General features: G+C 72.5%; 17 protein-coding genes. 11 read left to right on the top strand and 6 right to left on the bottom strand.

Features of this window, described 5'->3' with window-relative positions; all coding sequences use genetic code 11:
* The first annotated feature begins 213 nt into the window (after positions 1 to 213).
* The 7 genes from ACIQPR_RS07735 to pcaD are packed head-to-tail and all read left to right on the top strand — an operon-like array spanning position 214 to position 6,655.
* On the top strand, positions 214 to 969 hold the full coding sequence (locus tag ACIQPR_RS07735; protein ID WP_403643558.1) for a CoA transferase subunit A: 756 nt from the start codon (positions 214 to 216) through the stop codon (positions 967 to 969).
* Positions 969 to 1,613, top strand: a complete 645-nt coding sequence (locus tag ACIQPR_RS07730) for a CoA transferase subunit B (protein WP_403643556.1) — start codon at positions 969 to 971, stop codon at positions 1,611 to 1,613. Before ACIQPR_RS07735 ends, ACIQPR_RS07730 begins: the two co-directional genes overlap by 1 nt.
* Positions 1,610 to 2,812, top strand: coding sequence for a thiolase family protein (locus tag ACIQPR_RS07725; protein ID WP_403643553.1), 1,203 nt, complete (start codon positions 1,610 to 1,612; stop codon positions 2,810 to 2,812). The genes ACIQPR_RS07730 and ACIQPR_RS07725 overlap by 4 nt, the downstream gene beginning before the upstream one ends.
* 8 nt (positions 2,813 to 2,820) lie before the next feature.
* On the top strand, positions 2,821 to 3,594 hold the full coding sequence (gene pcaH / locus ACIQPR_RS07720) for a protocatechuate 3,4-dioxygenase subunit beta (protein WP_403643550.1): 774 nt from the start codon (positions 2,821 to 2,823) through the stop codon (positions 3,592 to 3,594).
* A gap of 6 nt (positions 3,595 to 3,600) precedes the next feature.
* Positions 3,601 to 4,206 carry a protocatechuate 3,4-dioxygenase subunit alpha gene (gene pcaG, locus ACIQPR_RS07715; RefSeq protein ID WP_403643547.1) on the top strand — a complete coding sequence of 202 codons (606 nt, stop codon included), beginning with the start codon at positions 3,601 to 3,603 and terminating at the stop codon, positions 4,204 to 4,206.
* The gene (gene pcaB / locus ACIQPR_RS07710; protein ID WP_403643544.1) at positions 4,203 to 5,537 is read left to right on the top strand and encodes a 3-carboxy-cis,cis-muconate cycloisomerase; all 1,335 of its coding nucleotides are present in this window, start codon (positions 4,203 to 4,205) and stop codon (positions 5,535 to 5,537) included. The genes pcaG and pcaB overlap by 4 nt, the downstream gene beginning before the upstream one ends.
* On the top strand, positions 5,534 to 6,655 hold the full coding sequence (gene pcaD, locus ACIQPR_RS07705; protein WP_403643542.1) for a 3-oxoadipate enol-lactonase: 1,122 nt from the start codon (positions 5,534 to 5,536) through the stop codon (positions 6,653 to 6,655). The genes pcaB and pcaD overlap by 4 nt, the downstream gene beginning before the upstream one ends.
* A 111-nt stretch (positions 6,656 to 6,766) precedes the next feature.
* Here the strand turns inward: pcaD and ACIQPR_RS07700 are convergent, their stop codons facing one another.
* Entirely contained in the window at positions 6,767 to 9,451 is a 2,685-nt protein-coding gene (locus ACIQPR_RS07700) for an ATP-binding protein (protein WP_403643540.1), read from the bottom strand.
* Between the two features lie 342 nt (positions 9,452 to 9,793).
* On the opposite strand from ACIQPR_RS07700, the gene ACIQPR_RS07695 reads away from it, so the two are divergent.
* The gene (locus ACIQPR_RS07695; RefSeq protein ID WP_403643537.1) at positions 9,794 to 10,831 is read left to right on the top strand and encodes a DUF2510 domain-containing protein; all 1,038 of its coding nucleotides are present in this window, start codon (positions 9,794 to 9,796) and stop codon (positions 10,829 to 10,831) included.
* A 152-nt stretch (positions 10,832 to 10,983) separates the two neighbouring features.
* On the opposite strand, the gene ACIQPR_RS07690 is transcribed toward ACIQPR_RS07695, so the two are convergent.
* Positions 10,984 to 11,598 (bottom strand): TetR/AcrR family transcriptional regulator C-terminal ligand-binding domain-containing protein, encoded by a 615-nt coding sequence (locus ACIQPR_RS07690; protein WP_403643534.1) that lies wholly within the window; start codon positions 11,596 to 11,598, stop codon positions 10,984 to 10,986.
* A gap of 224 nt (positions 11,599 to 11,822) precedes the next feature.
* Between ACIQPR_RS07690 and ACIQPR_RS07685 the strand changes: the two genes are divergently transcribed.
* Both ACIQPR_RS07685 and ACIQPR_RS07680 read left to right on the top strand, forming a co-directional pair.
* The gene (locus ACIQPR_RS07685; protein WP_403643532.1) at positions 11,823 to 12,617 is read left to right on the top strand and encodes a phosphatase PAP2 family protein; all 795 of its coding nucleotides are present in this window, start codon (positions 11,823 to 11,825) and stop codon (positions 12,615 to 12,617) included.
* Positions 12,614 to 13,579 (top strand): hypothetical protein, encoded by a 966-nt coding sequence (locus tag ACIQPR_RS07680; protein WP_403643530.1) that lies wholly within the window; start codon positions 12,614 to 12,616, stop codon positions 13,577 to 13,579. The genes ACIQPR_RS07685 and ACIQPR_RS07680 overlap by 4 nt, the downstream gene beginning before the upstream one ends.
* Before the next feature lie 6 nt (positions 13,580 to 13,585).
* Here ACIQPR_RS07680 and ACIQPR_RS07675 read toward each other — a convergent pair whose 3' ends face one another.
* The 3 genes from ACIQPR_RS07675 to ACIQPR_RS07665 form a co-directional block, all read right to left on the bottom strand.
* The gene (locus ACIQPR_RS07675) at positions 13,586 to 14,422 is read right to left on the bottom strand and encodes a phospholipid scramblase-related protein (protein WP_403643528.1); all 837 of its coding nucleotides are present in this window, start codon (positions 14,420 to 14,422) and stop codon (positions 13,586 to 13,588) included.
* A gap of 52 nt (positions 14,423 to 14,474) precedes the next feature.
* Positions 14,475 to 16,529 (bottom strand): phosphocholine-specific phospholipase C, encoded by a 2,055-nt coding sequence (locus ACIQPR_RS07670; protein ID WP_403643525.1) that lies wholly within the window; start codon positions 16,527 to 16,529, stop codon positions 14,475 to 14,477.
* Between the two features lie 180 nt (positions 16,530 to 16,709).
* Positions 16,710 to 17,774, bottom strand: a complete 1,065-nt coding sequence (locus ACIQPR_RS07665) for an NAD(+)/NADH kinase (RefSeq protein ID WP_403643522.1) — start codon at positions 17,772 to 17,774, stop codon at positions 16,710 to 16,712.
* A 190-nt stretch (positions 17,775 to 17,964) separates the two neighbouring features.
* Between ACIQPR_RS07665 and ACIQPR_RS07660 the strand changes: the two genes are divergently transcribed.
* A complete protein-coding gene (locus tag ACIQPR_RS07660) occupies positions 17,965 to 18,300 on the top strand; it encodes a hypothetical protein (RefSeq protein WP_403643519.1) in 336 nt (111 codons plus the stop codon).
* A gap of 73 nt (positions 18,301 to 18,373) precedes the next feature.
* Here the strand turns inward: ACIQPR_RS07660 and ACIQPR_RS07655 are convergent, their stop codons facing one another.
* Positions 18,374 to 20,002 carry an MFS transporter gene (locus ACIQPR_RS07655; protein WP_403643516.1) on the bottom strand — a complete coding sequence of 543 codons (1,629 nt, stop codon included), beginning with the start codon at positions 20,000 to 20,002 and terminating at the stop codon, positions 18,374 to 18,376.
* Between the last annotated feature and the right edge of the window lie 23 nt (positions 20,003 to 20,025).

Genomic DNA, 20,025 nt, shown 5'->3' with positions numbered 1-20,025 from the left:
CGTCCGTGCACTGAACGATACCCGCAGCCCCTGGGCCGGAGTCCAGGCCTGTGCACGCTACCGACCTGCCTCTTCTCCCGGGTCTTGACGCGGGCGCCCCGCAGTGGCAGCGTGAAGGAAACTTCACCGAAATGCTCAGTGCCCTGACGAACTGCGGTGAGCTGAACCGCATGGACTGCTGACCGGGCGCTCGGACGGGACGGAGCTACACGGATGGACAAGGTGGTCGCCACAGCCCTGGAGGCCGTGGCCGATGTACCGGACGGAGCGACACTGGCGGTCGGCGGCTTCGGGCTGAGCGGTGTACCGAACGTGCTGATCCAGGCGCTGTACGAGCGCGGAGTCGGCTCCCTGGGCGTGGTGTCCAACAACTGCGGGGCGATGGAGTCGGGCCTCGCCGTCCTGCTCGCCGCCGGCCGGATCACCCGCGTGACCGGCTCCTACATCGGCGGCAACAAGGAGTTCGCCCGCCAGTACCTGGCCGGGGAGCTGGAGGTCGAGCTGATCCCGCAGGGCACCCTCGCGGAGCGGCTGCGCGCGGGCGGCGCGGGCATCCCCGCCTTCTACACCCCGGCGGGCGTGGGCACCCAGGTCGCCGAGGGCGGACTGCCCTGGCGCTACGACGGCCGCGGCGGCGTCTCGCTCGCCTCCCCGCCCAAGGAGGTACGGGACTTCGACGGCACCGAGTACGTCCTGGAGCGCGGCATCCGCACCGACTTCGCGCTCGTCCGCGCCGCGCGGGGCGACCGGCACGGCAATCTCGTCTTCAACAAGTCCACCCGCAACTTCAACCCCCTCGCCGCCATGGCGGGCCGGGTGACGATCGCCGAGGTGGAGGAGCTGGTGGAACCCGGCGGGATCGACCCGGACGCGGTGCATCTGCCGGGGATCTTCGTGCAGCGGGTGGTGGCCCTCTCCCCCGGACAGGCCGCCGACAAGCGGATCGAGCAGCGGACGGTGAGCAGCTGATGGCCTGGAACCGTGAACAGATGGCGGCCCGCGCGGCCCGCGAACTTCAGGACGGGCAGTACGTCAATCTGGGCATCGGCCTGCCGACGCTGATCCCCAACCACCTCCCGCCGGGCGTCGAGGTGATCCTCGAATCCGAGAACGGCATCCTGGGCACCGGCCCGTATCCGGCCGAGGACGAGGTCGACCCGGACCTGATCAATGCCGGCAAGGAGACCGTGACGGTCCTGCCCGGCGCCTCCTTCTTCGACTCCGCGCTCTCCTTCGGGATGATCCGGGGCGGTCACATCGACGTCGCCGTGCTGGGCGCGATGCAGGTCTCGGCCGGGGGCGACCTCGCCAACTGGGCGGTCCCCGGCAAGCTGGTCACCGGGATCGGCGGGGCGATGGACCTCGTCCACGGCGCCCGCACCGTGATCGTCGTGATGACGCACGTGGCCAAGGACGGCTCCCCGAAGATCCTCAAGGAGTGCGCGCTGCCGCTCACCGGCAAGGCGTGCGTGAACCGGGTCATCACCGATCTCGGCGTGATCGACGTGACGCCCGAGGGGCTGGTGCTGACCGAGACGGCGCCCGGTGTGTCCGTCGAGGAGATCGTCGCCAGGACCGACGCCGAACTCACCGTCCCGGAAGGACTGTTGTGAACACCGTCTACATCGTCGACGCCGTCCGCACCCCGTTCGGCAGGTACGGCGGGGGTCTGGCCGCCGTCCGCCCCGACGACCTGGCGGCCCACGCCATCCGCGAACTCCTCGCCCGCAGCCCGGAGTTGGATCCGGCCCGGGTCGAGGACGTGTACCTCGGCAACGCCAACGGCGCCGGCGAGGACAACCGCGATGTGGCCCGCATGGCCACCCTCCTGGCGGGCCTGCCCACCTCCGTGCCGGGCGTGACCGTCAACCGGCTGTGCGCCTCCGGTCTGGAGGCGGTGATCCAGGCGGCCCGCGCCATCGCCACCGGGGACGCCTCCATCGCCGTGGCCGGCGGAGTGGAGTCGATGACCCGGGCGCCGTACGTCCTGCCCAAGTCGGACCGGCCCTTCCCCGCCGGGCACACCGAGCTGTACTCGACCACGCTCGGCTGGCGCATGGTCAACCCGGCCATGGACCCGCGGTGGACGATCCCGCTCGGCGAGAGCGCGGAGTTGATCGCCGACAAACACAAGATCAGCCGCGCGCAGCAGGACGAGTTCGCGCTCGCCAGCCACCGGAAGGCGGCCGAGGCGCAGGCCGCGGGTCTCTTCGACGGCGAGATCACGGCCGTGCCGGTCCCGCAGCGCAAGGGCGACCCGGTCGCGTTCGCCGCCGACGAATGCGTACGGGCCGACGCCTCCCTGGCGGCGATGGCCCGGCTCAAGCCGTCGTTCCGCACGGAGGAGGGGACGGTCACGGCGGGCAACGCGTCCCCGTTGAACGACGGTGCCGCCGCCCTGCTGCTGACCGACGAGGAAGGCCTGCGGGCCACCGGCCGTCAGCCGCTCGCCCGCATCTCGGCGACCGGTGTGCACGCGCTCGACCCGGACTACTTCGGACTCGCTCCCGTCGAGGCCGTCAACCGGGCACTTGCCAAGGCGGGCAAGGCATTTGACGATCTGTCAGTGCTCGAACTCAACGAGGCCTTCGCCGCCCAGGTGCTCGGATGCGTCGCCGAATGGCCCGAGTTCGACCCGGCGATCCTCAACCCGCAGGGCGGCGCCATCGCGCTGGGCCACCCCCTCGGCGCCTCCGGTGCCCGGCTCGCCGGCACCGTCGCCCACCAACTCGCCCGCAAGGGCTCGGGAGTCGGTGTCGCCACCCTCTGCATCGGCGTGGGCCAGGGCCTCGCCCTCGTCCTCGAACGGTAGGAACCCCCATGACTCTCACCCAGCACGACATCGACCTCGAAATAGCGGCCGAGCACGCGGCGTACGAGAAGCGGGTCGCGGACGGCGCCCCGGTCGAGCACCACCCGCGCCGCGACTACGCCCCCTACCGCTCCTCGCTCCTGCGGCACCCGAAACAGCCCCCGGTCACCATCGACGTGTCCAAGGACCCGGAGCTGGTGGAACTGGCCTCCCCCGCCTTCGGCGAGCGGGACATCACCGAGATCGACAACGATCTGACCCGGCAGCACCACGGGGAGCCGATCGGCGAGCGGATCACCGTCTCCGGGCGGCTGCTGGACCGCGACGGACGGCCCGTCCGGGGACAGCTGGTGGAGATCTGGCAGGCGAACTCGGCCGGCCGCTACGCGCACCAGCGCGAACAGCACGACGCCCCGCTGGACCCCAACTTCACCGGTGTGGGGCGGACGTTGACCGACGACGCGGGCAACTACCGCTTCACCACGATCCAGCCGGGCCCCTACCCCTGGCGCAACCACGTCAACGCCTGGCGTCCGGCGCACATCCACTTCTCGATGTTCGGCACGGCGTTCACCGAGCGCCTCGTGACCCAGATGTACTTCCCGAGCGATCCGCTGTTCCCCTACGACCCGATCATCCAGTCGGTGACGGACGACGCGGCCCGGCAGCGCCTCGTGGCGACCTACGACCACAGCCTGTCCGTGCCCGAGTTCTCGATGGGCTACCACTGGGACATCGTGCTGGACGGCCCGCACGCCACCTGGATCGAAGAAGGACGCTGACCCGCCATGACGAAGATCGACACGAGCCGCCCCGAGACCGTGCTCCCGACCCCGTCGCACACGGTCGGCCCCTTCTACGGCTACGCGCTGCCGTTCCCCGGCGGCGGCGACATCGCACCGGTCGGGCACCCGGACACCGTCACCGTCCAGGGACACGTGTACGACGGCGAGGGCAGGCCGCTGCCGGACGCCTTCGTGGAACTGTGGGGGGCCGACCCCGACGGCAACCTGTCCACGACCGACGGCTCGATGCGCCGCGACCCGGCGAGCGGCGGCCATCTCGGCCGCACCGGCGTGGAGTTCACCGGCTGGGGCCGTATCCAGACCGACGCGAACGGCCACTGGTACGCGCGGACCCTGCGGCCCGGCGCGCGCGGGCACAGCGCCCCGTACCTGAGCGCGTGCGTCTTCGCGCGCGGACTGCTGGTGCACCTCTTCACCCGGATCTACCTCCCGGGCGACGAGACCGCGCTCGCCGCCGACCCGCTGCTGTCCGGGCTGGACCCGGCGCGGCGCGACACGCTGATCGCACGCGACGAGGGCCGGGGCACCTACCGTTTCGACATCCGCCTTCAAGGCGAAGGCGAAACGGTCTTCCTGGAGTTCCAGTGACTTCTGCCGACCCGTCGGACACCGGCCTGCTCGCCCCCGGGTGGGCCGCCTCCCCCGCCGCGACCGCGACCGGCGACACCGCGTACCTGCGCGCCCTGCTCGACGCGGAGGCCGCGCTCACCCGCACGCAGGCGGCGCTGGGACTCGCCCCCGCCGAGGCCGCGACGGCGGTGACGGCCGCGGCCGACCCGGACCGCTTCGACGTGAGGTCCCTCGCCGAGCGCGCCCGGGGCGGCGGGAACCCGGTGATCCCGCTGGTCGCGGACCTCACCGAGGCGGTCGGCGCGGAGTACGGCCCGCACGTCCACCGGGGCGCGACCAGCCAGGACATCATGGACACCGCGACGATGCTGGTCGCCGCCCGCACCCTCGACCTGGTCCTGGCCGACCTCACCCGCACGGAGACCGCGCTGGCGGAACTGGCCGCCGCCCACCGCGACACCGTGCTGCCCGGCCGCACGCTCACCCAGCACGCCGTACCGACGACCTTCGGGCTGAAGGCCGCCGGGTGGCGGTCGCTGGCGCTCGACGCACGGGACCGGGTGCGAGTGGTGCGCGACGGGCTGCCCGTCCAACTCGGGGGCGCGGCAGGCACGTTGGCGGCCTTCGAGGCGTACGGCGCCCCGGACCCGCTCGCGCTTCCGGCAGCGTACGCGCGCGAACTCGGCCTGGCCGCGCCGCTGTTGCCCTGGCACACCCTGCGGACACCGATCGCCGATCTCGCCGCCTGTCTGGCCTTCACCACGGGCGCGCTGGGCAAACTCGCCGCCGATGTCCTCGTCCTGGGCCGCACCGAGATCGCCGAGGTCTCCGAGGGCAGCGGCGGCGGCTCGTCGGCGATGCCCCACAAGGCGAATCCCGTACGGGCCACGCTGATCGCCGCCGCCGCACGGCAGGCACCGCAGCTCGCGGCCGTCCTCCACGGCTCGCTGGTCGCCGAGGACGAACGGCCGGCCGGGGCCTGGCACGCCGAATGGCAGCCGCTCAGGGAACTGCTCCGGCTGGCCGGGGGCGCGGCCCGCGATGCCGCCGAACTGGCCGAGGGACTGCGGGTGCACCCGGACGTGATGCGTGAACACCTCGGCCTCACCCATGGGTTGATCGTCTCCGAGCGGCTGTCCGCCGAACTGGCGCCGCTGCTCGGCCGGGCCAGGGCCAAGGAGCTGCTGACCCGGGCCGCCCGGCGGACCTACGCGGAGCACCGCCCGCTGGCCGAACTGCTCGCCGAGGAGCCCGAGTTGCAGGACCTCGACCTGCCCGCCCGCACCGACCCCGCCCGCTACACGGGTTCCGCCGGAGCCCTCACCGACCGTGCGCTGGAGCGACGTTGACCGAGAAGCTGCTCAACTTCCGTGCCGAGGGCCCAGCCTCCGCTCCCCCGCTGCTGCTCGGGCCCTCGCTGGGCACGTCGTACGCCCTGTGGGACGAGGTCGCGCCCGAACTGTCCATCACCCACCGGGTGATCCGCTGGGACCTGCCCGGGCACGGGGGTTCGGCACCCGGACTCATCGGTCCCGGGGCGACCGTCGGCGACCTCGCCGACCTGGTCCTCGCGCTCGCCGACTCCCTCGGGATCGACCGATTCGCCTACGCGGGCGTGTCGTTGGGCGGTGCGGTCGGCCTGCACCTCGCCCTGCACCACCCCGAGCGGGTCCCGTCGCTCGCCGTCATCTGCTCCTCCGCGCACTTCAACGGATCGAAGCCGTGGGAGGAACGGGCCGCCCGGGTGCGCGCCGAGGGACTGGACTGGCTGGCCGAGAACGCCGACTCCCGTTGGTTCACCCCCGGGTTCACCGTGCCGCGACTGGTGGCCGACCAGCGGAACGCCGATCCGGCCGCGTACGCCGCGTGCTGCGACGCGCTGGCGGCCTTCGACCTGCGCGAGCGGCTCGCCGGGATCACCGCGCGGACCCTGGTGATCGCCGGCCGCGAGGACCGGGCGACCCCGCCCGCCCATCTCCGGGAGATCGCTGACGCCGTCGCGGGCGCCGCCCTCGTCGAGATCCCGGGCGCCTCCCATCTGGCGCCCGCCCAATGCCCCGAGGCCGTCCTGACCGCACTGCGCGCGCACCTCGACGGCGGTGCCCGACGCGGGATGGCGGTACGGCGCGAGGTGCTCGGCGACGAGCACGTCGACCGGGCGCAGGCCCGGCAGACCGCCTTCACCGCGCGCTACCAGGACTTCATCTCGCGCTATGCGTGGGGGGAGATCTGGACCGATCCCACGCTGTCTCGGCGCGAGCGGAGCATGGTCACGCTGACGGCGTTGATCGCCCACGGGCACTACGACGAGCTGGCCATGCATGTCCGGGCGGCCCGCCGCAACGGGCTCAGCGCGGAGGAGATCGGGGCGGTGCTGTTGCAGAGTGCGGTGTACTGCGGGGTGCCCGCGGCGAACTCGGCGTTCGCCGTGGCGCAGCGGGTGTTGGAGGAGGAGAGCGACGGCTGAGGGCGGGCGTGGCGCGGCGAGTCGGTCGCGGCCACGGCCACGTCTACGGCCACGGGTGCGGGTGCGTCGGGGCCGGTCGCGGCCCCCGCCGGCCCGCCTCCGGACCGTGGCTCAGCGCAGCCCCCGTCCCGTCTCCAGTACCGTCCGCGCCTGTGCCGCCAGACCGTCCGCCCCGCACGAACGGGCCAGCGTCAAGCCCCTGTTGATCTCCGCCACCGACCGCGCGGCGATCCCGTACTCCACCCGTGCCGCCGCGTGCTCGTACTGGCAGGGCGAGGACTCCAGGTAGGCGACGGCCTGCGCGGCCAGCCGTACCGCACGCTGACCCGTCTCCAGCGCGGCGGCACAGCGCAGGGCCTCGCCGATGGCGGTGTCCGTGCCGAAGCGTTCGGCGCGGCGGCGGGCGTCGGAGGCGAGCTGGGCCGCGCGGTTCGGGTCCTCGACGGCGAGGGCCCGGGCGAGGTCGATGGCCCAGGGCACCAGGACCGGGTTGTGGTGGCTGCGTACGCTGGCCGCCTTCGCGGCCTCCTCCAGTTCGTTGATGCCGTCCTTGGTGCGGCCCACGGCGATCAGCAGCCGGCCGCGCACGCAACGGGGGTCGGGCAGCACGATGGTGGACGGGTAGGGCGGTGCGAAGTCGTACTGTTCGGCGATCTCCCAGGCCTCCTCGACATGGCCGCGGGCGAGCAGCGTGTCGACCAGGTTGCAGGTCGCCGACCAGTACAGGGGCAGTCCGCGGCCGACGCGCTCGGCCAGTCGCAGCGACTCGCGCAGCGAGATCTCCGCCTCCCGGAGCCGGCCGCGCCTGCGCAGGCCGAGACCGAGGTAGGCGTGCGCCAGGGAGAGGTGGCCGCCGCTCCAGCCCGCCGACTCGTAGGCGCGCAGCGCTTCGTTGTACAGGCTCTCCGCGCGGTCGAGGCGGTCCGTGTAGGCGTAGGCGCTGGCCAGCATCATGAGGATTTCGAGGCCCCACTCGGTGTCGGTCCAGCCGAGTCCGGGGGCGAGCCGTCCGTTGACGAGGGCGCGGTCGCAGACCTCGACGACCTCCTCGGCGTTCTCGCCGTGGGTCATGGCGTCGAAGCCGCGCAGAATGAGCAGGGCGCGCTCGGAGTTGTCCCGGCCGGTGCAGGTGGAGGCGAGTTCGGCGAGCCGCTCGGAGCGTCCCGGGGAGGTGCCCTCGCCCGCGTGGATGCCCTCCCACATGTACTGCACGGCCTGGAGGCGCATCCGGGCGGTGCCCGGTTCGTGCCGGGCGGCCTCCGCCTCCACGGTGCGGACGGCCTCCTCCAGCTGGTTGTTGTGGGTGAGTGCCTGGGAGAGCCGGAAGACGGCGTCCACGCGCGCGTGGCCGTCGAGGCCCGGCATGGCCAGAGCGCTCTGGATGTGGCCGATGGTGGTGGCGGGCGCGGTGAGCAGGGTGGCGCAGCCCAGTTCGTAGAGGACGCTGGCGTGGGTCTCGGCGACCGGCGGCTCCACCAGGGCGCGTTCCAGACAGCGGCGGGCGGCGTCGGGGGCGCCGATGGAGAGGTGTTCCCTGGCGGCCTCGCGCAGCTGCTCGACGAGTTCCTGGTCCTCCTCCGGGTGCACCTGGAGGAGATGCCGGGAGGCTGCCGCGGCGCCGCGTCCGGAGTCGGTGACGACCTGGGCGGCGATGCCGTGCATGGCCGTACGCCAGCCGCCCGGGATGGAGTCGTAGACGGCGCTGGCGATCAGCGGGTGGGCGAACTCCAGCTCGCCGGTGTCGGTCCGGGAGGCGGCGGGGTCGGGGGCCGTGAGGATGCGGGCGCTGCGCAGCAGTTCGGCGCAGCGGTCCGCCTCGTCGCCGGTGATGGTGGCGAGCCGGGCGACCAGCTTCACGGAGATGCCGGTGCCGAGGATGGCGGCGGCCCAGGCGAACCGGGTGGCCTCGGCGCCGAGGCCGTCGAGGCGGGCGACGAGTCCGTCGCCGCGCGAGGCGCGGTTGAGGACGCGCAGTTCGGCGGCCGAGGACTCGACCGGCTGGAGCTGGCTGTCCTGCACCTTGGCGAGGAGCTCGACGGTCTCGTACGGGTTGCCGCCGGTGACGGCCCACACCTCGCGGCAGAACGGGTCGTCGGCGTGCGGGCCGACGGTGGCGCGGGTGAGGCCGGCGGTCGCCTTCGGGGTCAGGACGCTGAGGTGGGTGACGGGGTGGCCGGTGAGGTCGCCGATCGTCTCCAGGTAGCGGCCACGCTCGCCGGTGACCTCGCTGGGCCTGCGGGCAACCACGACCAGCACGGAGAGGTCGTCGAGGCGCTCGGCGAACGCGGCGAGCCAGCGCAGGGACTCCTGGTCGGCCCAGTGGGCGTCGTCGATCAGCAGGACGAGGGGCCACTCGCGTTTGGCGAGTCTGCGGACGGCGGCGACCAGGCCGTCGCACACGCCCTGCGGGTCGGCCTGCCGTTCGCCGGGTTCGGCGATGCCGAGGGCGGGGCCGGCGATGTCGTACCAGTCACCGAGGTACTCGCGCGCCTCTTCGGGCATCAGCGAGAGCAGGGCGGGTTGCAGCAGCTGTCGTACGACGTTGAAGGGGACGGACTTGAGGGTCTCGCCGCCGCGGGCCTGCCAGACGGCGCAGTGGCGTTCCTCGGCGAGCCGGCGGACCTCCGCGAGGAGCGCGGTCTTGCCGAATCCCGCCTCGCCCCGGACGACGAGCAGACTGCCCGAGGAGGACTGGTCCGCGCACAGCGCGTCGATCGCTCCCACGACGCCGGCGACCTCTTTGTCACGCTCCCACAGGGAGGCCGAGGCGACCTCCGGAGGCCGGTCCTCCGTCATCCCGACTCCTCCCCGAGTAGGCCGAACGACGTACAGACCTTGAGCGTAGCCGCCGGACCGCCGGAGCGGAGCCCGGTCCGGGCAGCTGTTGCCACATCGGGTGACGGCGGGGTATAGGGGCATGACGAACAGTCAGAAGCGGTCGGAATCAAGTCACTTCCGGTCACTTGCGCAACATCGTGAACACCCTTGTCCGGCGCCGAGCGAAGCTGTGCATCAGCTCAAACTCGTTGTGGCGCCGTCCGGGCCGATGATCGCGTGGCACCGCGTGACCGACGGCGGCCTCGCACCGCGGCCGGATCCTCTCATCCCGCTTTCACCGACGCCTCATACGGTAGGGACATGACGCAGGTGACTCCCCCCGGGTGGTACCCCGATCCCGGGCAGACGAATGACGGTCCCGCCACCGAGCGCTGGTGGGACGGCAAGGCATGGACGGACCGGACCCGCCCGGCCGGGTCGGCCGGCGAATGGGGTCCCCCGGCCGAGCCGGCGTTCCCCGGGGCGTATCCGGCGTATCCCGCGCAGCCCCCGGCCGCGTCCCGCCGCAATCTGCGCACGGGCATAGCCGTGGCGGTGGCCGTCGCGGTCCTGACGGCCATCGGCGTCGGCGCCTACGCGCTGTCCGGCAACGGCAGCGGGAACGGCGACCGGGCCGGCAACCAGCAGGCGCCGAACGGGCAGGGCGGCTTCGGCGGCCAGGGCGGCCCCGAGGGACAGGGCGGGACGGGCGGTTCCGGCGGGAACGGCGGCCAGGGCAACCCCTTCGGCGGCTCCGGTGGGACAGGCGGTTCCGGTGGTACGGGCGGCGCGACCCCCGCGCCCAGCCAGTCCGCGCAGCCGAAGGTCGCCGCGGGCGGCACGGTGACCGACTCGCTCGACGGCATCAGCTTCACCGTGCCGTCCGACTGGTACGGCCAGGTCATCGAGGGCGGCGCGCAGGTCACGTCGAACACCTCGTACAAGTGCCCCGGCAACACGTCCCAGACCTGCACCAACGGCGGGGCGTACTCGGCGCCCGCGGTGCTGCTGGGCACGAAGGGCTCCACCGCCGAGGAGGTCGCGAAGGCGGACATCGCCGCCAACGCCAAGGAGTCCTACGGCGGTACGACCTACGGCAGCATCACCTCCCACGAGGTGCTCGCCTCCAAGGCCGTCACCGTCGCCGGGCAGAAGGGCTATCTGGTGCGCTGGAAGGCGATCACCAGCAAGGGCGCGGACGGCTACGTCGAGTCGCTCGCGTTCCCCTCGCCCGCGAGCACCGGCCAGATGGTCGTGGTCCGCTTCGGCGTCGACGTGGGCCAGAAGGAGTCCGTGATCGACGAGATCACCGCGAGCATCAAGGCGGCCTCGGGCAGCGGCGACGGCCAGACGATCTGATCCCGTTCCGCCCCGGTACGCGGTCGGCCGGGTGGGGCGCCTCTCCGCTCAAGAGGAACCCCACCCGGCCGGGGGGTGCGCGCCGCCCCCGTCCCCACGGTGCGGCGCGGCCAGGTCACCGTCCGGTCATCCCGTGGACGGCGGCCTGATTCTCAGGTGAGTCCGAGTGCGGGGAGCACCGCGGCCTCCACGAATCTCACCAGGTAGTCGGGGTCGGCGTAGCAGCCCTCCAGGACGGGGCGGGCCCGCAGGACGCCGAAGATCTGGGCGGGGACGTACGGCAGCGCCGGGTGGTCCGGCGGGATCTCGCCGCGTTCCACACCGCGGCGCAGGATGTCCTCCAGCGCGGTGATCTCGGGGTGGACGAGCGCCTCGCGCAGCGCCTGGGAGAGTTCGCTGTCCTGGGTGACGGCATGGCCGAGGGCCGCGACGAGCTTGGTGTCCTTCGCCGACCAGGCGCCCGCGGCCCGCGCGGCCTGGCGCAGGTCCTCCGCGAGGGAGCCGGTGTCGATGCCGGTGAAGCGCACCCGGCGGTTGGCGCGCAGCGCGGCGGCGACGAACTGGGGCTTGGTCCCCCACTGGCGGTACAGCGTGGACTTGCTGCACCGGGTGCTGGTGGCGACGCCCTCCATGCTGACGGAGTCGTAGCCGCACTCTCTTATCTGGTCGAGCACGGCGTCGAAGAACTCCCGCTCACGCTCGGGCGTGATCTTGGAGCGGCGCGAGGCGGCGACCGTGTCCGGTGCGTCCTCAGCCTGCGACGTCATGGCTCTTCTCCTCGCTCGACCCGCGGACCGGGGGTCCGCTCTCCAGTGTGTCTCGTTTCGCTATCGATACGCCAGTGTACCGGTACTCCACCGTATCGGTACCGTCTCGTATCGGTACACTGGCGTATCGGAACGAACCCGTACCGATGAGTTCGGTCCGCCGGAAGGGTCACAAGCCCGGCCAGCACCACCACACGCACCACCGTCAGCGAAGGGGCCGGGGGATGAATGCCCGCACCGAGCCTGCAGAGAAGGGGACCAGCGCGATAGCGCGGCCCCCGCTCGTCCGTGAGCTCCTGCTCGTCGCAGGGCTCTTCCTCGTCTACAAGTTCGGCCGTCAGCTGGCGACCGGCCACACCACCGAGGCACTGCACAACGCCCGCCACGTGTGGGACCTGGAGCGGACCCTGCGGCTGCCCGACGAGGGCTCGGTGCAGTCGGTGCTGCTGCACAGCGACACCCTCGTGCACCTCGCGAACACCTTCTACGCGACCGTCCACTTCCCGGCCACCGTGGCCTTCCTGGTCTGGATGTACCTGCGCCGCCCCGCGCACTACGTCTGGGCCCGCCGGGTCCTGGCGACCGTCACCTCCGCCGCCCTGGTCCTGCCCTTCGTGTTCCCGCTGGCACCCCCGCGGATGCTGGCCGCGACGGGCCTGGTCGACACCGCCAAGGTCTACGGCCCCTCGGTCTACGGCCCGCCGACCAGCGACCACCTCTCGAACCAGTTCGCGGCGATGCCCTCGCTGCACTTCGGCTGGGCCCTGATGGTCGCGATCGGCCTGATCGTCGCGACCCGCTCGCGCCTGCGCTGGCTGTGGCTGCTGCACCCGCTGGTCACCCTGACGGTGATCGTGGGCACGGCGAACCACTACTGGCTCGACGCGATCGTGGCCACCGCGATGCTCGGCATCGCCCTCGCGTTCATCCGTCCCCCGCACCGGACGGCGACCACGGCCGGCCGGGGCCGGCCACGGCTGGTCCCCGAAGAGCCGGTTCTCGTCGGAGCGGGCCGATGAACGCCACCCTCGTCGCCGTCGGCCTCTCCCTCTTCTCGGCCGTCGCCTACGCGGCTGCCGCCGTGGCGCAGGAGCGGCTGGCCTCCCGCAACTCCGACGCGGGCACGCTGCGGCTGCTCGCCACCGGCGCCTGGTGGTGGACGGTCGTACTGAACGCGTCGGCCGCGCTGCTGCACGTCGTCGCCCTCAAGTACGGCCCGCTGACCGTCGTACAGCCGCTGGGCGCGCTCACCCTGGTCGCCGCCGTGCCGATGGGCGCGCGGGTGGCCGGGCGGCGGGTCGGCGCGAGCGAGTGGCGGGGCACCGCGCTGACACTGCTCGGTCTGTCGGCGCTGCTGGTCACGGCGTCGGGGCCGCAGCCCGATCAAGTCCTCAGCGTTCCGCAGGCGTTGGCGGTCGCGGGCGCGACCTGCGCGCTGATCGGCGTGCTGGCCCGGCGCGGCGCGAAGCCCGGGCTGCGGCACGCCTCCGCGTCCGGTGTCGCCTCGGGTGTGGCCTCCGCGCTCACGCAGACCGTGACGGTCGCGGCGACGGACCGCTCGGGCCCGCTGCTGAGCACGCAGGTGGTCGGAGTGGCCCTGCTGGTCGCGGTGTTCGCGGCGGGCGGGCTGCTGCTGTCGCAGACCGCCTACCGGGGCGGCCTCGGTGCCCCGCTCGCGGTGGTGACGCTGGCGAACCCGGTGGCCGCCGCCGCGATCGGGCTGGCCCTGCTCGGCGAACGCCTCCAGGGCGGCGCGGCCGGCGTGCTGCTCGCGCTGGCGGGGGCCGGACTCGCGTCGTGGGGTGTGGTGCTGCTGACCCGGGTGACCCCGGCGGTGGCGCTGCCGAACGAGTACGGCGACCACGATCATCCCGTGGCCGCCGTGCTGGCGCTGGAGGCCCGATCGGCCTCCGCGGAACCGGCGTTGATGCCCCGGCAGCCGGACCGGCGGTCCGAGCCGGGGCACCTCACCGCGCTGTGACCGGGGTCAGCCCAGGCCCCGCGAGTCCTGCTTGAGGGCGGTGTCGACGGTCAGGGCCGTCGCCACCACCAGGCTCAGCAGCGGCTCGGGCAGCTGGTAGTGGATCTGGAGGACGTAGTTGTCCGCGGTGGTGAACATCGTCTTGGCGAGGCCCTCCCAGGTCTTGGTGATCCGGGCGACCTCGTTGTCCGCGTGGTCGACGATGGCGAAGTTCCAGGCCCGCCAGTTCTCCGCCTTGATCGCGCCGATCTGCTGACCGTTGACGATCATCCCGAAGTTGATCTTCCCGATCATGTTCTGCTGGACGATCTCGCCCACCGGCGAGCCGTCCGGGCGGGACACGATCACCCGGGACTTCATGATCTTCGCGGGCCGGGTCAGCACCAACTGCGGCTGCCCGTGGGCGTCCCGGATCTCCAGCCGGTGGGTCATGAACTGGTCGAGGCTGGAGACGAAGCGTATGGCCTTCTTCAGCGCGCTCTGGCCGACCTCGGTGACGGTGCCGATCAGATTGCCGTTCTGATCCATGACCTTGTACTCGTTGGTCAGCTCGATCAGCTTGGCCTTCTGGTTCACCACGAGGACCGGCTCGCTGAACAGGCTGCCGCCGCCGGGGCCGCCCGCGGCGACCCCGGCCTGCTGCTGCACCTGCCGCTGAACCCGCGGGTCAGGACCGGCCGGCTGCTGCGGCACGGCCTGCGGCGGCGCCTGCTTGGCGCCCTGTGCCTGCTGGTCCGCGTTGGTGTGGTCGGTCCACTTCGCGCCGTCCCAGTAACGGAGGGTCTGGGGCGCTCCGTGCGGATCCGGGTACCAGCCTGCAGGTGTGTTCGAATGCGTGGTCACCGGGGCACACTACCGCGAGTGCCCCGGAACACAACCGGCGCTACGGCCACGGTCACGCCCGCCCGAGCGCCGGGTCGCTGACCCCCGGGCGGCCGTTCTCGACATGTCCGGCGAATCGCCGCAGGAAGCCCGCGTCGCCGTCCGAGGTGACCGTCAGGTCGTACCACCGCCTGCTCCCACCGAGGTCGAAGGTGTGCCGGACGCTGTCGCCCGCCCGCACCTTCACGGTCCGGCTCTTCCCGCCGTAGCCGTCCGCGACCCTCAACTGCACCGCGTGGGAGCCCTTGTTGGTGAAGACCAGCTCGACGTCGTCGCCGTGGTCGCGGGCGGTGACCTCGGGTGCCGCGCTCCCGCCGGGTCCCTTGAAGACGCGCAGGAAGCCGTTCGGGCCGTGCACGGTCAGGTCGTACGAGCCGTTCGAGTACGCCGAGTTCCAGGTGTCCGAGACGGTCTTGCCGGCCTCGGTGGTGTAACTCCAGGGCCCGTCCGTGCGGTTGGCGGAGGTGACCAGGAAGTTGGCGCCGGCCTTCGCGCCGGAGGCGAAGGTGAGCGTGAACCTGCCGGAGCCCGGGTCGGCCGAACCGTCCACCAGGGGCGCGTACTTGAGCGGGCGGGCCGGGCGCAGTCCGCGTTCCTGCTTCGGCAGCACGGGGTTGGCGGGCGGGGTCGGGACGTAGTCGGGGTGGCGGTTGTCGTCCGGCGGCCGGTAGCCGTCGGTGTCCGGCAGCGGGACCGTGCGGGTGTCCTTGCGGGAGAAGTCGAAGGCGGTGGTCAGGTCGCCGCAGATCGCGCGCCGCCACGGCGAGATGTTGGGCTCGTGGACGCCGAAGCGGCGCTCCATGAAGCGGATGACCGAGGTGTGGTCGAAGGTCTCCGAGCAGACGTAACCGCCCTTGCTCCAGGGCGAGACGACGATCATCGGGACGCGTTGGCCGAGGCCGTAGGGGCCGGCGGGGTGGCTGGCGTTGCCCGCGAAGAGGTCGGGGCCGACGTCGACGGTCGACTTGCCCTGCGCGGCCGAGCCCGGCGCGAACGGCGGCACGAGGTGGTCGAAGAAGCCGTCGTTCTCGTCGTAGGTGATGAACAGGGCCGTCTTCGCCCACACCTTGGGGTCGGAGGTCAGCGCGTCCAGGACCTGGGAGACGTACCAAGCGCCGTAGTTCGCCGGCCAGTTGGGGTGTTCGGTGAAGGCCTCGGGGGCGACGACCCAGGAGATCTTCGGCAGCCTGCCGCCCTTGACGTCGGCCTTCAGCCGGTCGAAGAAGCCCTCGCCCTTGGTGGCGTCGGTGCCGGTGCGGGCCTTGTCGTAGAGCGGGTCGCCGGGCTGGGCGTTCTGGTACTGCTTGAAGTAGAGCAGCGAGTTGTCGCCGTAGTTGCCGCGGTAGGCGTCCTGGATCCAGCCCCAGCCGCCGGCCGCGTCGAGGCCGTCGCCGACGTCCTGGTAGATCTTCCAGGAGACTCCGGCCTTCTCCAGGCGCTCGGGGTACGTCGTCCAGCTGTAGCCGGCCTCGTCGTTGCCGAGGACGGGGCCGCCGCCCTGGCCGTCGTTGCCGGTGTAACCGGTCCACAGGTAGTAGCGGTTGGGGTCCGTGGAGCCGATGAACGAGCAGTGGTACGCGTCGCAGATGGTGAAGGAGTCGGCGAGCGCGTAGTGGAAGGGGATGTCCTCGCGCGTCAGGTAGGCCATCGTCGTGGAGCCCTTGGACGGCACCCACTTGTCGTACTTGCCGTTGTCGAACGCGGCGTGCCCGTCGTTCCAGCTGTGCGGGAGGTCCTGGATGAACTGGAGGCCCAGGTCGTCCGCGTCGGGGCGGAACGGCAGGATGTCCTTCGTGCCGTCCGACTGGTACCAGACCGGTTTGCCGTCCTGCCGGGTCACGACCGGACGCGGGTCGCCGAAGCCGCGGACGCCTCTGAGCGAACCGAAGTAGTGGTCGAAGGACCGGTTCTCCTGCATCAGGACGACGATGTGCTCGACGTCCTCGATGCTCCCGGAGGCGTGGTGCGCGGGGAGCGCCGCGGCCCGCTCGATGCTGTTCGACAGCGCGGTGAACGCCGTTGTGGCACCAGCGAGTTGGAGAAACCGACGCCGGTTGACTTCGGACATGGGTGAGACACCTCTCAGCCTGACGCGCGGCCGGCCGGAACATGGCGAAATGCGCGCGGTGCGAGTGTTCCAAGGGCAACAAACGTCAGGGAAGGGTCCGGTGGCGCCCATGTGAAAGTCGCCCGTACGTGCGGGGCCGGACGACGCCCGCTTCCGACGCACTTCTTCCGCTACGGCCTTTCAGCGCGCGTCGGTCGGCGGGGGCAGGCGCATGCCCGCGAGGTCCGGCGGGACCGGGGTGTCGGGGCGGAAGAAGGGGGCCGCGGGGCCGTCCAGGGCGGTGGCGGGGGCGTCGGTGAGCCGGAACCGGTCGCGCAGCCGGCCGTAGAAGTCGGTGGGGCGCAGGCGGACCAGGCGGACCCGCTGCGGGGCGCGGAAGACGCCGATCCAGTCCCCGGGGTCCAGGACACCGCGCAGTTGGCCGTCGACGCTGACGGCGGCCTGGCCGGAGTGGGGCAGGACGCGCAGGCCGACCGGTTCGTCGGGGGCGGCGACCACGCTCCGGTCGAAGGTCATGTGCGGGGCGATGGGCGTGAAGACGAGGGCGTCCATGTGGGGTGAGAGGACCGGTCCACCGGCGGCGAAGCTGTAGGCCGTGGAGCCGGTGGGGGTGGCGACGGCCAGCGCGTCGGCGGAGTAGGTCGCCAGCAGGCGTCCGGCGAGGTAGACACCGACGCCGACCTGCCGATCGCGGGCGAGTTTCTCCAGGACGACGTCGTTGAGGGCAGTGACGTCCAGCGCGCATCCCCAGCCGCCGCCCTCCGTGGTCTCGGGCCTGACCTGCGGCGGCGGCAGCGCGGGACCGCGGCCGTAGCGCAGCAGTGCCTCCATCTCCTCGGGGATGTCCAGGGGGCGGGAGGCGCGCATGGTCAGCGTCATGCGTTCCTCCACGACGGCCCGCCCCTCGTCCACGGCGTCGAGGGCGTCGCCGATGTCGCGGGCCGGGACCTCGGTGAGGAAGCCGACCTTGCCGAGGTCGACGCCGAGGACGTCCGCCCCGCTCTTGACGGCGATACGGGCCCCGCGCAGGAAGGTGCCGTCGCCGCCGAGGGTGACGACGAGGTCGGGGCGGCCCGCCGCCTCGGACTCCTCGCGCCCGGCGCGGCGGTGCTGGTCCTTGGCCCACACGTCGATCTCCGTGCAGCGCACGCCGTGGGCCTCGCTCCAGGCGTGCACGGCACGCGCCGCGTCCCGGGCCGTCGCCCGCCCCTGGTGGACGACGAGACCGATACGGCGTACGGGCATGGGGTCCTCCGAGAAGTGGGGGCAGAGGGGCGGCGCATGCGTCCGGCGGGACCTACAGACGGTACTGCCCCTTGGCCGTCCGGTCCTTGAGGTCGGCGCTCGGGCCGCGGGGAGTCGGTCCGGGCACTGAGTCTCTGAGTCTCCTCAAATCCCTTGGCAGCCAACGGAAGTGACGATCAAGCTCTTCCCCATGACAGGAATCACGGGACTGAGCAAGAAGAACACCTTCGTGCTGACCGTCCGGGACACGGACGTGATCGCGGCGGCCCTGCGTCAGGCACTGGCCGACGCCTCGCCCGAGGAACGCCCCGGTCTGGAACGCGCTGTCGCGCTCGTCGAGTCCACCGCCGCCGCCGACGAGCCCCGGCTGCGCGCGGGTTGGGTGCGGTCCCGGCTGACGGCGGCAGGCTTCACCGGGGACCTCGCCTCGGTCGAGGCGGTGCGGGCCCTGCGGCAGGCGGAACCGGGGCTGAGCCTGTTGGCGGCGGTGCGGCTCCAGAAGGAGGCGGTGGCGCATCCGGAGTGATCCGGCGGGCGCGGAGCGGGAGTTGACGGCCGGCGGGCAGCGGGACTTGGCTGCGCCGTCGACGTGATCACCCTCAGTGGACCGGTCCTACGGTGGCGGCGTCGAAGGCGTGCGTGACCTCGGGGCCGGTGCCGGGCAGGAGCAGGGCACGGGCCCTGTCCTCGAAGGCGCGGTCGGTGGTGGTGAGGCGGTTGTGGTGCTGGGCGAGATGCTCGGCCCAGGAGCCGACCAGGTAGTTCTCGATGAACCGGCCGGGTTCGTTGCCGTCCTGGAACAGGCCCCAGGTGAGTGCCCCGGTCCGGCGGCGGGAACGGGCCACGTTGTCCATCGCCTCGACGAACGCGGGACCGTCGTCCGGTGCGACGCGGTACACGACGGAGACCAGCACCGGCCCGTCGGAGGGACCGGGCACGAAGACCAGCGGCGGGGTGGGCCAGTGGTCGGAGAGGGTGGGGTCGATGCCCTCCGTGCCGTAGAGCCGCCAGCGGCGGAGGGTGAGTGCGCCGAGCAGCAGGACGGCGGCGCCGGTGAGGAGGGCCGTGGTCAGGCCCAGCCACTGGACGAGGGCGCCCCACACGGGGGCGGCGACGGCCTGGCCGCCCTGGAAGACCAGCAGGTAGACGGCGAGTCCGCGGGCCCGGACCCAGCCCGGCAGCCGGGTCTGCACGGCCGCGTTGAGGGTGGACAGGACACCGATCCAGGCGACTCCGGCGGGCAGCAGCACCAGGACCGCGAGCCAGGTGACGTGCACGGTGGCGAGGACCAGCAGGACGAGGGCGAACACGACGGCACCGGCGGCCAGGATGCCGTTGACGCCCAGCCGCCGGCGCAGCCACGGCAGGGCGAACGCGCCGCCCACCGCGCCTGACCCGACCGCGCCGAGCAGCAGGCCGTAGCCGCCCGACCCCATCCCGAGCGAGTCGGCGGCGATCAGCGGGAGCAGCGACCACAGAGCCGCCGCGCCGGGGATGAAGAGGGCGGTGCGCAGCAGGACGCGCCGGATACCTGGAGCGTTCCAGACGTAGCGGCGGCCCGCGTACAGCGCGGTCAGCAGCCGTTCGCGTTCAGCGGCGGGGACGGTGGTCTTCGGGCGGTGCCACAGCAGCAGTACCGCGGCGATCCCGAGGAAGGACAGCGCGTTGAAGCCGAACACCCAGCCCGCGCCGGCCGCCGCGACCACCACACCGCCGAGCGCGGGACCCACCGCCCGCGCGAGGTTCATGTTCACCGCGCCCAGCGCGGACGCCTGCCCGAGCTGCTCCCGCTCCACCAGCTCGGGCTGGATCGCCTGCCACGACGGCCCCATCAACGCCGTGCCGCAGCCGAGCAGGAAGGTGAGAACGAGCAGCGGTACGGCGGACAGCGCGTCCGCGAAGGCGAGCACGGTCAGCACCGCCGACACGGCGAACATCGCGAACTGCGCGACCAGCAGCAGCCCCCGCCGGTCGAACCGGTCGGCGAGGACGCCCGAGGGCAGCGCCAGCATCACGATCGGCAGACTCGACGCCGTCTGCACCAGGGTGACCATGGTCGCCCCGTGCCCGAGCAGCAGCCACTGGGCGCCGACCGTCTGCATCCAGGTACCGATGTTCGACACGAACTGGGCGATCCACAGGGCCCGGAACACGGGCCGGGCCAGCGGTGCCCAGGCCGAGTCGGACCGCGCCCCGCTCCCGGACGTCGAACTGGCGCTGGCGCTCATGCTGCTGCTCCCGGGGCGAAGTT

The organism is Streptomyces sp. NPDC091280, from assembly GCF_044768565.1.
Classification (GTDB): domain Bacteria; phylum Actinomycetota; class Actinomycetes; order Streptomycetales; family Streptomycetaceae; genus Streptomyces.
The sequence above is the reverse complement of the archived record's forward strand: the minus strand, read 5'-3'. Positions and strand labels throughout refer to the sequence as shown.

What these genes read in the sequence shown, in the direction of transcription:
- ACIQPR_RS07735 (WP_403643558.1), top strand. Translation starts at nt 214, where the DNA reads ATGGACAAGGTGGTCGCCACAGCCCTGGAGGCCGTGGCCGATGTACCG.
- ACIQPR_RS07730 (WP_403643556.1), top strand. Translation starts at nt 969, where the DNA reads ATGGCCTGGAACCGTGAACAGATGGCGGCCCGCGCGGCCCGCGAACTT.
- pcaH (WP_403643550.1), top strand. Translation starts at nt 2,821, where the DNA reads ATGACTCTCACCCAGCACGACATCGACCTCGAAATAGCGGCCGAGCAC.
- pcaG (WP_403643547.1), top strand. Translation starts at nt 3,601, where the DNA reads ATGACGAAGATCGACACGAGCCGCCCCGAGACCGTGCTCCCGACCCCG.
- ACIQPR_RS07700 (WP_403643540.1), bottom strand. Translation starts at nt 9,451, where the DNA reads ATGACGGAGGACCGGCCTCCGGAGGTCGCCTCGGCCTCCCTGTGGGAG.
- ACIQPR_RS07695 (WP_403643537.1), top strand. Translation starts at nt 9,794, where the DNA reads ATGACGCAGGTGACTCCCCCCGGGTGGTACCCCGATCCCGGGCAGACG.
- ACIQPR_RS07690 (WP_403643534.1), bottom strand. Translation starts at nt 11,598, where the DNA reads ATGACGTCGCAGGCTGAGGACGCACCGGACACGGTCGCCGCCTCGCGC.
- ACIQPR_RS07685 (WP_403643532.1), top strand. Translation starts at nt 11,823, where the DNA reads ATGAATGCCCGCACCGAGCCTGCAGAGAAGGGGACCAGCGCGATAGCG.
- ACIQPR_RS07680 (WP_403643530.1), top strand. Translation starts at nt 12,614, where the DNA reads ATGAACGCCACCCTCGTCGCCGTCGGCCTCTCCCTCTTCTCGGCCGTC.
- ACIQPR_RS07670 (WP_403643525.1), bottom strand. Translation starts at nt 16,529, where the DNA reads ATGTCCGAAGTCAACCGGCGTCGGTTTCTCCAACTCGCTGGTGCCACA.
- ACIQPR_RS07665 (WP_403643522.1), bottom strand. Translation starts at nt 17,774, where the DNA reads ATGCCCGTACGCCGTATCGGTCTCGTCGTCCACCAGGGGCGGGCGACG.
- ACIQPR_RS07660 (WP_403643519.1), top strand. Translation starts at nt 17,965, where the DNA reads ATGACAGGAATCACGGGACTGAGCAAGAAGAACACCTTCGTGCTGACC.
- ACIQPR_RS07655 (WP_403643516.1), bottom strand. Translation starts at nt 20,002, where the DNA reads ATGAGCGCCAGCGCCAGTTCGACGTCCGGGAGCGGGGCGCGGTCCGAC.